The sequence below is a fragment of the Candidatus Microthrix parvicella Bio17-1 genome (assembly GCF_000299415.1).
In the GTDB taxonomy this organism is placed as follows: Bacteria; Actinomycetota; Acidimicrobiia; order Acidimicrobiales; family Microtrichaceae; genus Microthrix; species Microthrix parvicella.
The window spans coordinates 1,382,454-1,398,311 of record NZ_AMPG01000001.1; the positions used below are offsets into that span (position 1 = coordinate 1,382,454).

Annotated in this window: 11 protein-coding genes; 6 read left to right on the top strand and 5 right to left on the bottom strand. The window is 60.0% G+C overall.

The features are described 5' to 3' along the window. Window positions 1–68: 68 nt before the first annotated feature. The 4 genes from MPARV_RS0106730 to MPARV_RS0106745 all read right to left on the bottom strand — a co-directional run bounded on the left by MPARV_RS0106730 (window position 69) and on the right by MPARV_RS0106745 (window position 5,361). Window positions 69–950, bottom strand: coding sequence for a class I SAM-dependent methyltransferase (locus tag MPARV_RS0106730; protein WP_020377699.1), 882 nt, complete (start codon window positions 948–950; stop codon window positions 69–71). 55 nt (window positions 951–1,005) lie between these two features. Beyond that, window positions 1,006–3,219 carry a bifunctional glycosyltransferase/CDP-glycerol:glycerophosphate glycerophosphotransferase gene (locus MPARV_RS0106735; RefSeq protein WP_020377700.1) on the bottom strand — a complete coding sequence of 738 codons (2,214 nt, stop codon included), beginning with the start codon at window positions 3,217–3,219 and terminating at the stop codon, window positions 1,006–1,008. A 219-nt stretch (window positions 3,220–3,438) separates the two neighbouring features. Further along, a complete protein-coding gene (locus MPARV_RS0106740) occupies window positions 3,439–3,948 on the bottom strand; it encodes a TylF/MycF/NovP-related O-methyltransferase (protein WP_020377701.1) in 510 nt (169 codons plus the stop codon). 411 nt (window positions 3,949–4,359) lie between these two features. Then, window positions 4,360–5,361, bottom strand: coding sequence for an acyltransferase family protein (locus MPARV_RS0106745; protein WP_012226530.1), 1,002 nt, complete (start codon window positions 5,359–5,361; stop codon window positions 4,360–4,362). Window positions 5,362–5,675: 314 nt separating this feature from the next. On the opposite strand from MPARV_RS0106745, the gene MPARV_RS0106750 reads away from it, so the two are divergent. The 4 genes from MPARV_RS0106750 (at window position 5,676) to MPARV_RS0106765 (ending at window position 10,403) form a co-directional block, all read left to right on the top strand. Beyond that, window positions 5,676–7,079, top strand: a complete 1,404-nt coding sequence (locus MPARV_RS0106750; RefSeq protein WP_157789490.1) for a glycosyltransferase — start codon at window positions 5,676–5,678, stop codon at window positions 7,077–7,079. A gap of 91 nt (window positions 7,080–7,170) precedes the next feature. Next, window positions 7,171–8,178 (top strand): hypothetical protein, encoded by a 1,008-nt coding sequence (locus MPARV_RS0106755; protein ID WP_020377704.1) that lies wholly within the window; start codon window positions 7,171–7,173, stop codon window positions 8,176–8,178. 196 nt (window positions 8,179–8,374) lie between these two features. After that, window positions 8,375–9,283, top strand: a complete 909-nt coding sequence (locus tag MPARV_RS0106760) for a PLL family lectin (protein WP_100221273.1) — start codon at window positions 8,375–8,377, stop codon at window positions 9,281–9,283. A 142-nt stretch (window positions 9,284–9,425) separates the two neighbouring features. Beyond that, window positions 9,426–10,403, top strand: a complete 978-nt coding sequence (locus MPARV_RS0106765; protein ID WP_238538824.1) for a hypothetical protein — start codon at window positions 9,426–9,428, stop codon at window positions 10,401–10,403. A 351-nt stretch (window positions 10,404–10,754) separates the two neighbouring features. Here the strand turns inward: MPARV_RS0106765 and MPARV_RS0106770 are convergent, their stop codons facing one another. Then, window positions 10,755–12,248: an IS1380 family transposase gene (locus MPARV_RS0106770; protein WP_031277526.1), complete on the bottom strand. Its 1,494-nt coding sequence runs from the start codon at window positions 12,246–12,248 to the stop codon at window positions 10,755–10,757. 177 nt (window positions 12,249–12,425) lie between these two features. Between MPARV_RS0106770 and MPARV_RS0106775 the strand changes: the two genes are divergently transcribed. Together MPARV_RS0106775 and MPARV_RS0106780 are read left to right on the top strand one after the other, a co-directional pair. Further along, on the top strand, window positions 12,426–13,412 hold the full coding sequence (locus tag MPARV_RS0106775; protein ID WP_012226536.1) for a hypothetical protein: 987 nt from the start codon (window positions 12,426–12,428) through the stop codon (window positions 13,410–13,412). A gap of 240 nt (window positions 13,413–13,652) precedes the next feature. Further along, complete coding sequence (locus MPARV_RS0106780; RefSeq protein ID WP_020377709.1) at window positions 13,653–15,851, top strand: bifunctional glycosyltransferase/CDP-glycerol:glycerophosphate glycerophosphotransferase; 2,199 nt, start codon at window positions 13,653–13,655, stop codon at window positions 15,849–15,851. Window positions 15,852–15,858: the final 7 nt, after the last annotated feature.

A 15,858-nucleotide genomic window follows, 5' to 3' on the forward strand; every position in this document is an offset into this window, starting at 1 on the left:
CCCAGCATTTCCAAACCCGCCCAGCAACGACGCCGAACACGCAAGCGGGTTGGGTCGCGCCGGTTGGGTCACTTCTTGATACGAGCCCTCACTTTTCGAGCCAGGCGTTCGATCCGGCCGCCACCCGACGTCTTCGCCAGCGCCTCGGTGGCCTTTGCGAGGGCTTCCTCCGCAATCTTCCTCAGTTCAACTGAATTCTCCGACGCCGGAGCCGCTGCCGGACGAGGCTTCTTGGCAGGCACCACCCGGAGCACCGGCAGGTCTCGTTGAACGAAAACCGGATCGAGTTTGTAGTCGGTTCGCTGGGAGACCTGCGCACGGATCTCATTCTGGGCCGGCACCGGGTCGCCCCAGGTGGCGTAGAGCTTCATCGCCGTGCACGCAATCGGGTTCAGCCCATCGTTCGCTATCGCCTCCCACACCGCAGCTGCCGTGCCCACCGTGTGTTCCGTCCGGTAATCATCAAAAACCACAATGCCGTCCTGGCGCAACATCTCCTTCGCCGCAAACGTGTCGCCGCGAACATGCTCGTACATGTGCGAAGCGTCGATGTGTACCAACCGACAAGACCCCGCCGACACATGATCGGTGATCAGCGAGGACAGCCCACGGATGATCTCCGGCAGTTCATCATGAAAGGCCAGGTAGTTCGACTCAAACTCATCTTGTGAAAGCGAAGCGTACGCCCGCCTCACATCGTCCCGAATCGTCTCCTCACTCCCGGCGACGTCAAAAAGGTCACAAACTGTCAGGCGCTCGCCGTCGCGCAGGAAGCGCCCCAGATGAATCGCGCTCTTGCCCTTATATACACCCACCTCAACCAGATCCGAGGGCTCCTGGGTCCGACTCTGCCATTCAAGCAGCCACTGGAAAACCAGTTGATCGCCATACGACAGCCATCCGGGCACATCGTCCAACTTCTTGGGAAGGTCCTTGCCAACATCAATCATACCAATTCATCTTCTTTCACAGTGGGAGTTGGGAGTCGACCTCCGTAGGCTACTCTCAACCCGGTCGCGTCAGATTCCACGTAGAGAGCGCGCGCGGCTCATCGAACCGGGATACAGGCGGCTCCGGAGACTCGCCCAAGAACACGCGCTTGATCACTCGTTCGGTGGCATCCCCATCATCAAACTCACAGAATCGACCGCGAAAGACGCGCAGCAGCTCCTGAGATTCGTCCGAGTCGAACTCACGGTCACTCAGCACTCCAACCAGCTGCTCCATCGACTGAGCAGTAGCGCCAGGGGGCTCCGCAAGAATGTCAAAGTACGTACCCCGAGTTGTCCGATATCGCTTCCAGTCGGGCGCGTAGATGACGATTGGCCGACCCAAGATGGCAAAGTCGAACATCGTCGATGAGTAGTCACAGATCAGCAGATCCGAAGCCAAGTAGAGCGGCGCCACTTCCGGCCAGTCCGTCACATCAATGACACGGCCTTCTTCAGTGAGCCGCTCGGCACTCGACGTGTCCCGGTACGAGTGGTGTCCTCGGATCAACAATGTTGCATTTTCACCCAGAGCCTCCAACACAGCCTCCGGGTCCAGATCCAGATCAAACTCTGTGTAGCCATCGCGATAGGTTGGTGTATACAAGACGCAGAAGGATTCATCGGAGACTCCCAGACGATTCCGGACGTCCGAAGCCATACCTCTCGGAGGATTCACCAACACATCATTCCTCGGATAGCCAAACTCGAGAATTTCATGGTTGCCTGGAAAGGCCCGGGCGAGAATCTCCGTTGAGTACCGATTCGAAGAAAGGTCAAAGTCCCAAAACTTTATCCGACCAAGTAGGTTCCAAAAATTCATGTGGTTGGCCGCAACCGGATATGCCTGCATATCCATCCCCATGAACTTCAGAGGCGTGCCATGCTGAGTCTGCAGGTGAACCTGCCCCTCTCGCTTCAGAAGCGAGTTGGGGAAGTTGACATCATTGACGAAGAACTTCGCAGTCTTCATCAACTGCTTGTGGTCGTCACTACCCATGGTCACGAACTCGTAGTCTGGGATGCCGTCCAACTCGTCGACCTCAAGTTGCTTGAGCAGCCACACCGCACGGACCTTCGGGGCCCACTCTTTCAACCCCTCAGCTATTGCCAGCGGATTGCCTCGTGGCTCCCTACCCCACATGGTTGTAAAGACTGCCAGGTTCTCATCGATTGCCGGCAGCACGAGCGGGCTGGATCTCGCCTGCTTCAAAGCTCGCTGGATTTTGGGCTTATACTTGTTGCGGATCTTGACTCGGTACGAATTTGCCAGCTTTAGCGTTTGGAAAGAGCGATAATCTCCCTGAACAAGGAAGCGATACTTCAATCCTTGCGAGTTGAGTTGAAATTGGTGCTGCGTTGGCAGGTGCCGAGCGAGTACGGCTGAAGCCCTGTCGAAGAACTCCTTTCTCAGCTCAGCGGGGAGACGCTCGGGGCCCTTCGCCAAGACCGCCACACAGTGATTCGCCGACCTATCCCAAATTTCGTCACGCCAGGGCTCAAGGCGCTCATCATGATCGAAGCGTTCCAACAGAAGATCGACCTGATCAATAATCTGCATGTGTCTCGCATCGGCTGTCCGAAGGATACTTCCCTTGACTCGCTGCCGGTACATCACACAAACACGATCCAGGAGGGCTATTGAGTCAGCCAGGCAGAGAACGGGATAGGTGAAAGGAACGTCCTCGTAATATCCAGCTGGAAACGTCAGATGATTCTCGTTGAGAAACGAACGCTTGTAGGCCTTGTTGTGTGCGATGTTGAGAATTTTGAGAAGGTCTGGGCAGTCTTGCAACCGGATCGGGTCGTGATGCAACCCGAGCAGGTAACCCATCTTGTTTCGAACCTTCCTATTATTCCAATAGAGGCGAGCATAATCGTAGAAGATCACGTCGGCCTCGGTGCTCCTACACCTATCGAGAATACTGCGAATTGCTCCCGGCGCGAAATAGTCATCGCTATCGAGAAACGCTACATACGTGCCGGTTGAGTGCGCCACACCAAGATTTCTTGCTTCTCCAAGCCCGAAGTTTCGCTCGGGGCGCACCACCTTTACGTTGTCGTGCTTGCCCACCAGTTCTTGAACAATTTCGTAGGACCGGTCCGTCGAGTGGTCTTCAACGATGACCACTTCCACCGCATTGTCGGCCTGGCTGACGACTGATGTGATGCACTGTCGAACATACTCGGCCACGTTGTACACTGGAATGACGATTGTGAGATATGCCATCGGTGCATCCTAGCAGGTGGACTTAGCGGTTGCTATTAAATGGGGGCGCCTTGGAAGCAGCGGCGAGCAGTTGATTGGGACGGATGGTCCAGCTTGCCGATGATGGAGCCAAGCTGGCAGCCCTGAGCGCTCAGGCGATCCCTCAGGGCACCCACGGGCGAGAGCAGTCCGGTGGATTCCTTCCCGTGTCCCTACTGTTGGCGCTCAACGAAGCGGAGATCACAATAAATGCACGAGCGTATAGGTCAGGCCGTATGCTATGTAATCGAATTCGAATCCTGTCTCATCCACGAATTCCATAAATGCCTTATACTCATGGTCTTCCCACGTTCGGTAGCCAATCAACTCGTCGAACAGGATCCAAGTTCCCGAGCGAATCAAGGGCCGAAGCACCGTGAGAACTTTGCGAGTTGAGGAGTACAGGTCGCAATCCACACGCAGGAGTGATATCGGCTGTTCATTGTGCTGAGCAAGCCAACCTGGCAGCGTGTCGTCGAACCAGCCTTTGTGCAGCTCTACGTTGTCGGGCACATTGGGGAGCGCACCTTGGACCTCGCCGAATGATCCTTTCCCGTGGTGACCCCAATCCTCCGGAAGACCTTCGAATGAATCAAATCCGTGAATGGTCTTATGTGGATAGATTCCAGCCAACGTCCTGGTGCTGGCCCCTTGGTACACGCCGAGATCGAGGATCTGGCCATCGAGGTGGATGATTTCTTCGCAATCCACCGATGATTCCAAACCATCAGGTGATGAAGATGAGCACGCGATTTGGAGGATGCCAGTTGTGCGACGGCGTCCGGGACGTCGATCTTCAATCGAGGCCCTGACGAAGCCACGCCAGCCGGATTGCGCGCCGCTCGGCGTTCGAGTTCGTCAGCTACCTCGTTGGTGAGGAACCTGGCAGCTCGTGCCGCCCAGCCCTTGACTGCCGACTTCACATGAACTCCGTCTGGGGTTCTTTGGGTTGTGGCTGGTGGTGCGTACCACCGGGAGCTTCCGGGTCGATCGCGCGATGTGTGACACCACCCGGGTCTTCCCTCTTGGGACGTTATCGGGTCGCAATTCGACTGTCGGCTATTGGACCCTTGGGTTACAAGCCGGCTGCCTCGATCGGCCGACCGCTCCCGGAAAGGCCGCCTACGCCGAAGTCGGGTGCCCGGACGTCGCGAACTTCACCGGTTCAACCATCGGCTCTGTGAGCCGACGAACAGGTCGACTCATCGCCAGCAAGGTGAACGGCACCATCGCCAGCAGGAGCGCCAGCCTCGCTGCCGGTCGATCTTCGATACGGGGTGACAACCAGAAATTGAGGACGAGAGTCACGGGAAGATGAATCAGGTAGGCGTACAAGGTGTACCGGCCAAGCTCTGACAACCGGCCAGCCCGGCGCTCCGGCACGAGTGACATCACCGCACAGGACACCACCACGCCGATCACCAGAACCAAAATCCGTATCCCAGCGGAACGGGTCGCAGAACCGCCGAGCTCGGCGTAGGTCAGACGGTGTTGAAACCACACGTTCTGAATTCTCGCCGCATTGGCCCAGACGACGGAACCGGCAACGGCGACCACCGCGCCTGACGAGACGCGCACCCAGGGCCGGCGCAGCCAGGTCTCAATCTGAGGAAGTATCTGCATCCCAAAGAGAAACACCGGAAAGAAGGCCAGCGTTCGCATAATCGAGTAGTGATTCGGGATCAAACCGCTGACCGCGACGCCAAGCAGCGCAAGGGGCCACAGCAACCAGTCCACCACCCGCCGGCGGCCAACAACCGTTGCCAGCAGCCTCCAAAAGAACAACGACACCAGAAACCAGAGCCCGAAGGGAACGTAGCCCAAGGTTACCCGAGGGCGGTCGGCCACCAGCGCCACCACGCTGAGGTTGAAGGCCGCAAACATGACGAGCGGCAGGATCAGGCTTCCCCAGCTCTTCCGGAAGGTCAGCATCGGAGCGGCGGCCGGCTTCACGAAGCGACCCGACAACATGACGAACAGCGGCATGTGGAACAAGAAGATCATATCGCCGGAAGGGTCCGAGACCCCTGGGTAGAAGCCTCGTGCCAAACCCCAGTGGCCGGCGACCACCAGGCAGATTCCCACCACCCGTACGTTGTCGTGCCAAGCCGAGCGCTCAGTCACCAACGGAGCTCCGGTCCACCAACGGCAAACCGTCGCAGGTTGCGCTGCGCCGGGGGCACAACCGTTTACCTGATCCGGCAAGCTCGGGTTGCATGTCCATTTCGGCCATCCCCCACGGTAACGCTGCTGGCACCCGGCCCGAAATTTTCGGAGCTGAGCGAACGCGGCTTGCCTCCACCGTGCTCGGTAAGATCGCAGACCACTCCCAGACCGTCACCGAACACTAGGTGAATGCGCCTGTCACGTTGATCGTCACTGGACACCACTTGCGTCAGGTTTTTTCGAGAAACATCACGAAGGGCACCATGGCATTGGTGGGGCTTGGCTGCGTTGGCGCGTGGGCGGTGCTTGGAAGCCCTGGGTTACCGGCCGCACAGCAGGTGACCGGGGCCGTCGTCGTGCTTGGAAGCGCCGCCCTCCTGGCGATCAAGCTGCGGTTCCTTCGCTTGACTGGTCAAAGCAATCAGAGCCTGGCCCAGCAACAGCAGCAGATGCTCAAGACCCAAGGCGCTGAACTACGACGCCTTGGTGAGGATCTCACGCGTGCCAAAACCGCGTTGGAAGCAGCCGCTCAGCATGCCGCAGAATCCCGCAGCCAGGTTGCGACCGCCACCAGGACCGCCAACGATGCAATGGAGTTGGCCGTCCACACCGGCACAACCCTCCGCCATGAGATCGAAGGCCGACTGACCGATGTCGGTGCCGTCGCACCGGTGGCGGTGAGAGATGCGCCTCACCCGCTGCTCAGCGTTGCCGTGCCGGGATTCAACCGTCCGTCCCTCCTTGAGGAATGCCTGGCATCGATCGTGGCCGAGTTGGAGTTCGTGGAACCAGGCACTGTCGAGATCGTCGTCACCGACGACCAGTCACCCGACCGTCGGGCCGCAGCCGTGGCGGCTGAGTTTGCTCGGATGCACCCATTCGTCGGTCTCCGCATCAACTCGGAGAACCTCGGTCTGGAGGCCAACCTGCTGGAGGCTGCAAGGGGATGTCGCGGTGAATACCTTTGGATCTTCGGCAACGACGACCGCTGGGTGCCCAGCGGCTTTGCTCAGGTACTGGAGGACATTCGGGCTGCTCCGGCCGACGTTCTGTTGTTCGAAAAATCTCGAATCGGTTTGGATGGCCGCCCGCTGCCCGACCGCGAAGGCAACGCTCCAATCAAGTTGGACCCAGGCCAGGCGCATCGCTTTGACCGCTTGGTGGATGTGGGCACCTACAACGGGGTCAATTCATCACTGGGGTGGATCAGCCAGGTGGTCATGCGCCGCAAACCGTTCATGGCGGTCGACCCGGAGCCATACCTGGGACTCACGATGTATCCCCAGCTGGCGATGATGCTGCAGGCGTTCGGCGACCGCCCGCTGTTCTACCGAAATCATCGTGCGGCGCTGCATCGTAGCCCCACCGCCCCGCAACGCCTCGCCGAACTTCTCGGTCGGCGTGAAGCCACCTTCTGGCAGGTTGGCCGTGTGCAGCGTGCACGCTGGTTCGGCGCCAGCTACGCGGCCCTTTTGCAGCGCGTCGTCGATCGTAGCGGCCTTGAGACCACGGACTTCGCAAACCACGTGGAGCGGCTCTGGACCAAACAGCCCCTGGTGGATTGGGTGGAGTCGAACTGGCGAGAGGGACTGGCCGATGGTTTGGAGCTGCCTGGAGAGTGGCTGAGCGACGCCCGCCGATTCTTCGCCATCCTTGGTCGCACACCTCCCGAGTGAGCCTGACGACCACGAACTTTCGCTCGACTTTTGGTCAAACCCTCCTTAGCGTGCTGGTCGACAGCCATGTATTTCATGAGGGGACCTTCGCATGACCCGAAACGGTGACAGCCATCCGTATCGCACGAGCAGATCCAAGTTGTTCACTGTGTTCGCTGTGCTGTTGATGATCGGAGGTTCGCTCGTCGCAACCTCCGCTCCCGCCGGCGCGGAACCCGGCAATCTTGCCGACATCGATGTGGCGGATATCGATGGCAGATACGTCGTCGCCGCACTCACCACCGGCGGCACCATCCAGGTCGAGGTGGTGACATGTTTGTCGACCTGCACGAAGCACGGCTGGTCCTCACTTGGTGGAGGATTCAAATCGGTGAATGTTGAGTACCTCGCCGAAGGCCGCCCTGTCGTGATCGCCCGGCGAAATAACGGCGCCACCTGGTATAAGCGTGGGAGCTGCTCGGCGACCAGCTGCTCCTGGATCAGCTGGAAGGATCTGGGAGGCTCCGTCATCGACATCGCGACCTCAGCCTCTGGAGGCAATTGCGTTTTGCTGGCAGGTAAAAGTGCCACCAAACGGGTCTATCAGGCCAAAGTCTGCGCCAATACCGTGCAGGGATGGGGTTACACCGGCGGTCAGCTCGACAACATCGCCGTCAGCGGTGACCGCATCTTTGGGACCACCTCGTCCCAACAAATGTGGTGGTACAAAAATGGGCTCTGGAAGGGGGCGGGCGGCAACACCATAGAACCCGCAGCCAAATTCGGGGATGGAGAATTGTGCGGGCTTTCTCAGAGCAGCCGGAAACTGTGGTGTGTTAACACATCCACCAACAAGTGGACCAATCACGGTGGTTACTGGCGCAAGCTCGACGATGACCGCACAATCGGCATCGGAGGAGGTTGGGATGCGTGGGTTCTCGATGGTGAAGCGAACGCCGGCAACAACTACGAGGATAACGTCGCCACCAGTTTCGGCGGCAAGGTCAACGAAGTGGCATGGACCGACACCAAGGATTTCATGGTCGGAATCGGGTCGGACTATCGCCCCTGGTATCAGGACACTCTCGGGACGAGCCACGGGACCTGGGCGACGCTCTGAGCCACTCCTTCCCCCCAACATCTGGGGTGGCGTCGGAACCCCGACCTTGTGACCGACAGCATCTTCATGAACCCGGCGGCGTGACCCAGCGGCTCCACTCCCTCCAACGAAGGGCCGGCACATGCGCAGGTTCGCTCTCCATCAACAGACAAACCATCGAAGAAGCCTGCCGATAGCCCTGCTCGGTGTGCTGCTGATGACAGGAGTGTCGCTCGCCGCGACCTCCACCCCCGCAGGGGCATCACCCGGCAGCCTTTCCGACATCGACGTCACGGCCGTCACGATGGGTACAAACGTGATCGCAGCGCTCACCGTCGGGGGAACCATCCAGGTCGAGGTGGTCACCTGCACCGGGCCAGCATGTGACAAGCATGGTTGGACTTCGCTTGGCAGCGGATTCAAATCGGTGACGGTCCAATACCTCACCGGACCACGCGTGGTGGTGATTGCCCGACGTGACGACGGTGCCACCTGGTATAAGCGTGGAAACTGCTCCGGTACCGCTTGTTCCTGGGAGAGTTGGAGAAACCTGGGAGGCGCCGTCATCAATGTTTTGGCATCCAATGCGACCGGATGCGCTCTACTCGCGGGTCAGACTTCCACCAAACGCGTGTATCAGGCCCAGGTATGTGGTGACTCGGTGCAGGGGTGGACCTACACAGGCGGCCAACTCAGCGAGATCGCCAACGACGGCTACCGCATTTTTGGGACCTCGGCTTCCGGGCAGATGTGGTGGTATGAATACGGAGAATGGAGGTGGGCCGGCGGAAACGTCACCCAACCCGTGTGGGGCCTCGGATATGGAGAGATGTGCGGACTTTCCGATGGCGCCCGACATCTGTGGTGCGTCGACAGGTACACCAACCAGTGGACCTACCACGGCGGCTCGTGGCGCAAACTGGACGACCAGAAAACTATTGGCATTGGACAGGCCTGGGATGTGTGGACCAACGGCCAGGATTACGATCGTTCGAGCTGGGGCGGCAAAGTGAACGAAGTCGCTTGGTCAGAGGACTTCGAACTCATGGTCGGCGTCGGATCCGACTATCACCCCTGGTATCAGACCACCGCCGGGGGCTTTGCAGGCGGTTGGCGGGGACTCTAAGCACGTCCCGAGCGTGGAATCGATGACCAGGGCCATCTAGGGATCGGCGCCACTCGCGGGATTCCTTCGACCTCGACGGGCAAACAGATTCATGAGTAGCGTGACCGTTTACGACCGACCGAAGTCCAACAAGGGAGTTCCCATGCACGAGATAGATCATCACCAAGCCACCAACCGGTGGCGACATCTACCATTCAAGTTGCTCGCTGCACTCCTGATGATCGGGGGATCGCTGGTTGCCACTTCTGCCACTGCCGGAGCGGCACCCGGCAATCTCGCCGATATCGACGTGAAGGGTATCGGCAACGACGTCTACGTCGTTGGGGCACTCACCAGTGGGGGAACCATCCAGGCCGAAGTGGTGGCCTGCTATTACGAGAACTGTCAGAAACACGGTTGGACATCTTTTGGCAGCGGCTTCAAGTCGGTCATTGTTGAATACATAGGTTATGGACGTCCAGTCCTCATTGGCAGGCGGACGAACGGCGCAACGTGGTTCAAGAGAGGGAACTGCTCGGGTGTGACCTGCTCATGGAACAGCTGGTACAGCATGGGCGGATCCGTCACCACCATCGCGGCCGACACCAGCTACTCGTGCGCTCAACTCGCAGGCCGAAGCAGCACCGGATCTGTTTTCAAGGCCGAGATCTGCTCTGACAGCTTCAAGAGATGGAGCTACACGGGCGGCAAGCTCAGCCAAATCGCCACCTCCAGCAGCTCCATCTTCGGAACTTCGCCGTCGGGAAGCCTTTGGTGGTTCGACGGCGACAGTTGGTCGGGTGCAGGTGGCCGGGTCACCCAACCCGCGCTTCACGTAGGTGACTCAGACGAGCTGTGCGGTCTGGCTGGCCAAGGTCGCAACCTTTGGTGCTTCGACCAGTACACCTACCAGTGGAGTAACTATGGTGGGTATTGGCGAAAGCTTGATGATGGCAAGACCGTTGGCGTTAGCAAATATTGGGGGGCATGGGCCCACGATTACCGAGACGCAGTCAGCTTCGGTGGGCAAGTCAATGAGGTGGCGTGGAATGACTACCTCATGGTTGGTGTCGGTGCGGATTACAAGCCCTGGTACCAGAACACCTACAACGAAGGTGGCAACGGTTGGCGAGCCCTCTGACTCTCGCTCCGGTGTAAGCCGGTAGGCGACGCTCTTTCCTCAACGGGCCGACCACGCGACGTGGTCGGCCCGTCGCACGTTCGCCGCCACGGCCACCGCCACACGCTTTGACTGAGAGTGGCGGTTCGACTAGCCGCGATCCGGCACGTTTCTCCGGTGTTGGCGGCCTGAAAGCCGTTTTGGTGTGAGGGGGGTTGGTATCGGATGTGGTGGGGTGCTCGTGGCGGGTTCAGAGGGCTGCTACCCGGCTGTCCAGTGTGTTGAGGTGTGTTCGGGTTGGTGTGTGGGGTCGGTGAAGTAGCCCGGCCGAAGGTTCGGGCTGGTGGACTGGCTGTCTGGAGTAGGTGACGGTCAGATCTGGAGTGGTGCGGGCGGGTTCATGGTCCGGAGGCGGCGTCCTGCGTTGCGGAGGTGGGGGTTCCATGGCCATTGTTTGGGCCATAGCGTCCAGGTTTGCCGGTTGCGGACGCGGAGGATCGCGGGTGTGTTGAAGAGGCAACGTCTCAGCTTTTTGGGGTGGGCGTGTTCGAACTCGGTGCCGGCGAGGAGGTCGAGTTGGAACCAGCGACAGAGGGTGTGGGCCCAGCCGACCATTGAGGTCCAGACCTTGTTGCGGGCGGTGTCGGGGAACGGGAACCGGTCGAGGCCACAGGTTTTGAGTCGTTTGATGTTCTCTTCGACGTGGGCGTGTTCGCGTTGGAGCCGGTCGATCTCCAAAGCTGATTCGCCTGGGAGGTCGGAGATGATGATGGTGTGGCGCCAGCCGTTCGTGTCGAACATCCGCTGCTGGGCGCCGGGGTGTAACGGTTCGCGTCGGACGACGACTCGGGTGCCGGGCGGGTAGTGAACATCGAGGTCGTCTTTGGGTCGTTTCTTCAGCCCAACCCATCTGGCGATGGCTGGGTCGTCGGTGACCTCAACGACTTGGGCTTTGCGGGCGTCGACGTCGGAATGCTCGTCGTCGAGGTCGACGTTGTGGGGTTCCAACGCCTGTTCCCAGTTGGTGTTGTCGTCGAAGCTGAGGATCACCGAGCTCAAGACGGTGTTCGACCTTCCGGTGACACAGAACCGGACGTTGCGGTCCCACATGTCCCACATGAACCCGAGGGTGTGCCCGGCCGAATCGGATCTGACGAGGATTTCGTTGGCCGCGTCAGCAGCGACAGCGCCGGGGCGATGGGACCGGGCGACGCTTTCGGGGAGCGCGTCCAGTCCTGCGTCGACGATCCCAACGAGATCGGCGATGGTGTTCGCGCCGGCGTTGCCGGGCCGGTGCTCAACAGCGAGAGCCTCACCGGAGCAGTCAGCGAAACACGCGACCGGGTGGAACCCGTACCCGCGTTTGTAGTTGCCTTTGGCGTCTTCTTTCTCCGAGTGCACACGGGTGAGGGTGGCGTCGATGTCCAAGGTCACCCGACGGCCGGGGTCCGACCAGCCGTGTTCGGCCCACACCCGGGTGCGGACCTCGGCCATCACGCCGTCGATAGCACCAGTCGATCCGGGTGTTTTGGCGAAGTCGGCGATCATCCGCCGGAACGTCGTGTCCGAACCGACGTCACCCAGCACACCTTCGGCGGCTTGGACCATCGCCAGGTCGGTGCAGCAATCTCCTCCGGCGTTCAACATCAACAAGCCATGGACCAACAACCCGCCCCGGTCAACAACCGGTATTCCCGGGCCCAAATAGGGCACAGCACCGGCGAACCCGCCGGTCACTCCCAGCCGGTCGGTGTACTCAGCGAGCGGCCCCAAGCCAGCCAACGCGACGATCTTGTCGGTCTCATCATCGCCGTCATAGCGGACCGGTTCCGACGCGCTACATTGCACCTGACGGGTGCGTTCCATCCCAGCCTCCTTGTGTGTCTCGACAACCACAAGTTTGCCGGAACGGAGCGCATTTGTCGCGTCCGAACCTAGTTCTTCACGGTTCTACCATGCCGGATCGAGGCTAGTAGTGAGGCAAGGGGCTCTGTTCGAAGTGTGCCCCGACAGACCACCCAAACCTGACCACGAGGAGTTCACATGAGCCGAACGTCCATGGCCAAGCCACAACGTCGCAGGCTAAGCCTGCCGTTGAAGTCGTTCGCAATACTACTGATGCTTGGGGGCTCACTGGTTGCCACGTCGGGTACGGCAAGCGCGGCGCCCCGGCCAAGCAGCCTCGCCGACATCGACGTCACCTCCGCCGGCAAGGGTGTCTACGTCGTTGGAGCGCTTACCTCCAGTGGTGTCATCTCTGCCGAAGTCGTGGTGTGCCCGACCCGCACAACCAACTGCCAAAAGCATGGTTGGAAATCGTTGGGCGGAGGCTTCAAGTCCGTCGCTATGCAGCCGCAAAGCGGCGATGGCGTCGTGGCGATCGCCCGGCGTTCGAACGGTGACACCTGGTACCGCCGTGGAACGTGTGCTGGAACCAGTTGCTCATGGGCAAGTTGGTACAGCCTCGGAGGCAAGGTCACCAAGGTTGCGACTTCGAATCGCAACAGCTGTGCCTACCTGGTTGGAACGAGTCCGTCCAGCTATGTGTACGAAGCCAAGATCTGCCGAGACAGCGTGACCGGCTGGAGTTCCACAGGCGGAAAGCTCAGCCAGATCGGCAGCTACTCGAACAAGATCTTCGGAACGTCTAGTTCCGGCGCACTGTGGTGGAACCATGGCTACGGCTGGACGAGCGCCGGTGGGCGTATCACCCAACCTGCAGTGAACATTGGAAAGACCACCCACTATTGCGGCCTGGCGGGCGCAGGACGCAACCTGTGGTGCGCCAACACCAGCAACTTCGAGTGGACCAACTACGGCGGATACTGGCGCAAGCTGGACGATGGCAAGACCATTGGTATCAGCAAGTACTGGCGAGCCTGGTCCCATGATGGCAGAGCAGCCACGAGCTACGGCGGCAATGTGAACCAATTGGCTACAAGCGGGGATTTGATGGTCGGGGTTGGTGCAGGTTACGGCCCTTGGTATCAAAACACCTACCGCCAGGCGAACGGTTGGCTGGCTCTCTAGCCTCTGAGGGCTGAGCACCCAGCGATTGCTGGGTCCACGTCATCTTCCCATTGAACGGGCCGATCGTCTTGTGCGGTCGGCCCGTTCCGTTTCGTCCTCGCTCGACGGGTCGGCGGGGGTGTGGCGACCATCGCAGCATCCGAGGTCGGCTGCTGAGTGGTCCGTGATGGGGTCGCTGCTCCGACATCAAGGCGCCCCCAAATTCGGAGCGGTCATTCCCACGAGTAACTTGGTAGGCCCATGGTGAACTTCAGCGTGATCATTCCCGTCCACAACGTGGAGGGCTACCTACGTCAGTGTCTGATGTCAGCGGTCGACCAGGTCGTCGACGGCGACGAGATCATCGTGGTGGAGGACCACTCCACCGACCGCTCCCACGACATTGCCGTGGAACTCGCCGAGGCGAACCCGCAAATCAGGATCCTTCGACCCGAAGCAAACATCGGGCTGGGCCCCGCACGCAACCTTGGCATGGCGGAAGCATCCGGCGACTACGTGCTGTTTCTGGACAGCGACGACTACTACTATCCCGGCGCGCTCGACGCCATCCGCGAAACCTGCGACACCACCGACGCCGATCTGGTGATCTTCGACTACGAACGGCTGTATTGGAACGATCGTCGCTCCAGAAACATCCTTGCGCGGCTGTTCGCAGACCGGCCTGATGTCCTCACATTGGCGGACGATCCCGAGCTACTCAAACTGCTGAACGTTGCCTGGAACAAGGCCTACAAGCGGGAATTCTTGGAAACAACCGCCCTGACGTTTCCCCACGGATATTACGAAGACATTCCCTTCACCTACCCGGTTATGGGCCTCGCCTCGTCGATTGCCATGTTGGATCGGGTGTGCATGGCGTATCGGCAACGGCGTGGCGGCAGCATCTTGAGGTCGTCGGGGGAGCGCCACTTCGAGTTGATCGATCAACTGGAGCGCATGTTCGAGATCGTGGCGGAGCATCCCGAACTTCAGCCATTTGCGACTGATTTCTGGATGCGCGGCGGCTCACACGTGCTGGCCGTGCTCGCCGCCGGTGAGAGCCGCCTGCCCGCCAGCCGGCGAGCCGATTTCTTCCACAAGTCGGCCGCCGTTCTGGGACCCACAGCCCCTCCCATGTTCGAGCTCCCCATGACCGACCTCGGGTTGAAGTATCGACTCGTGGCGATGAACAACTATCCGGCATTCCAAGCGCTCAAAGTGGTCAATGGCCAGCGAATCCGCGCCCGGAAGCTGAAGAAGAAGTTTGGTCCCAAACTGCGCGCGGCAGCCAACGCTGCAAAGCGCACCAGGCTGAACGAATCCTCTGCTGTCTTTACGTCGCTCTGGAACCGCCCCCCATCTGGCAACCCCCTGGCCATCTACCGGGCGCTGTCGGAGCACGCACCCCACATCAAGGGCACGTGGATCATCAGCGAGCGGTTTACAGACGACGTCGGCTCCCTGCCTCACGTCGTTGCAGGGAGCCGCGAAGCCCGGGCGCTCTGCCACTCCGCCAAGTTCTTTGTGAACGACGTCAACTTCCCGAACGAGTTGGTGAAACGGCCCGGTCAACTCGAGCTTCAAACCCAACACGGCACCCCACTGAAGTTCATGGGGCTCGACCTTCAGGCCTACCCGGTGGCTGCCAACAAGATGTCGTTCGGATGGCTCCTCAAACGCGTCGACCGCTGGGACTTCAACCTGTCGTCCAACCGTTACTCGACCGAGGTTTGGCGAAGGGCATTTCCCGCCGTCCACGACATCCTTGAATACGGCTATCCCCGCAACGATGCGCTGATCAACCCAAACAACAAAGTTCGCGAAGAAACCAGAACACGGCTGGGAGTGCCAGAAGGGAACCTGGCAGTGCTCTACACGCCCACGCACCGCGACGGCGTGGGGCAATTTGATCTTGGCCTCGATGCAGCCGAGTTCATCGAAAGCGTCGGCGACAACATCACGCTGCTGATCAGAGGTCACTACTTCTACGACCCGAGCGACCGGGTTGAGGGCCTGGTGGACACCGGGCGGATCATCGACGTGAGCGACGACGTGGAGATTGAGCCGCTGTACCTGGCAGCCGACGTCATGATCTGCGACTACTCCTCCGCAATGTTCGACTTCGCCAACCTCGGCCGCCCCATCGTGATCTACGGATATGACTGGGACGAATACCGGTCCCAGCGGGGCACCTACTTCGACATCATGGCCGAACCCCCTGGGGCTGCCGTGCGCACCATGGACGAACTTGTTGACGTATTTACCTCGAAGGCCTATGACAGCGACGATGCCCGAGAGCGGCTTGCACGATTCCAGGCGATCTTCTGTGAGTTCGACGATGGGCGAGCGGCCGAGCGCGTGATCAAGAAGTTCTTCCTCGATGACGAGCCTGAGCCACCGAAATCGCTCCACGGACCCCGTCCGGCCCTCAGGACCTGGGAGTTGAACCGCCCCGGCTAAACCGAGC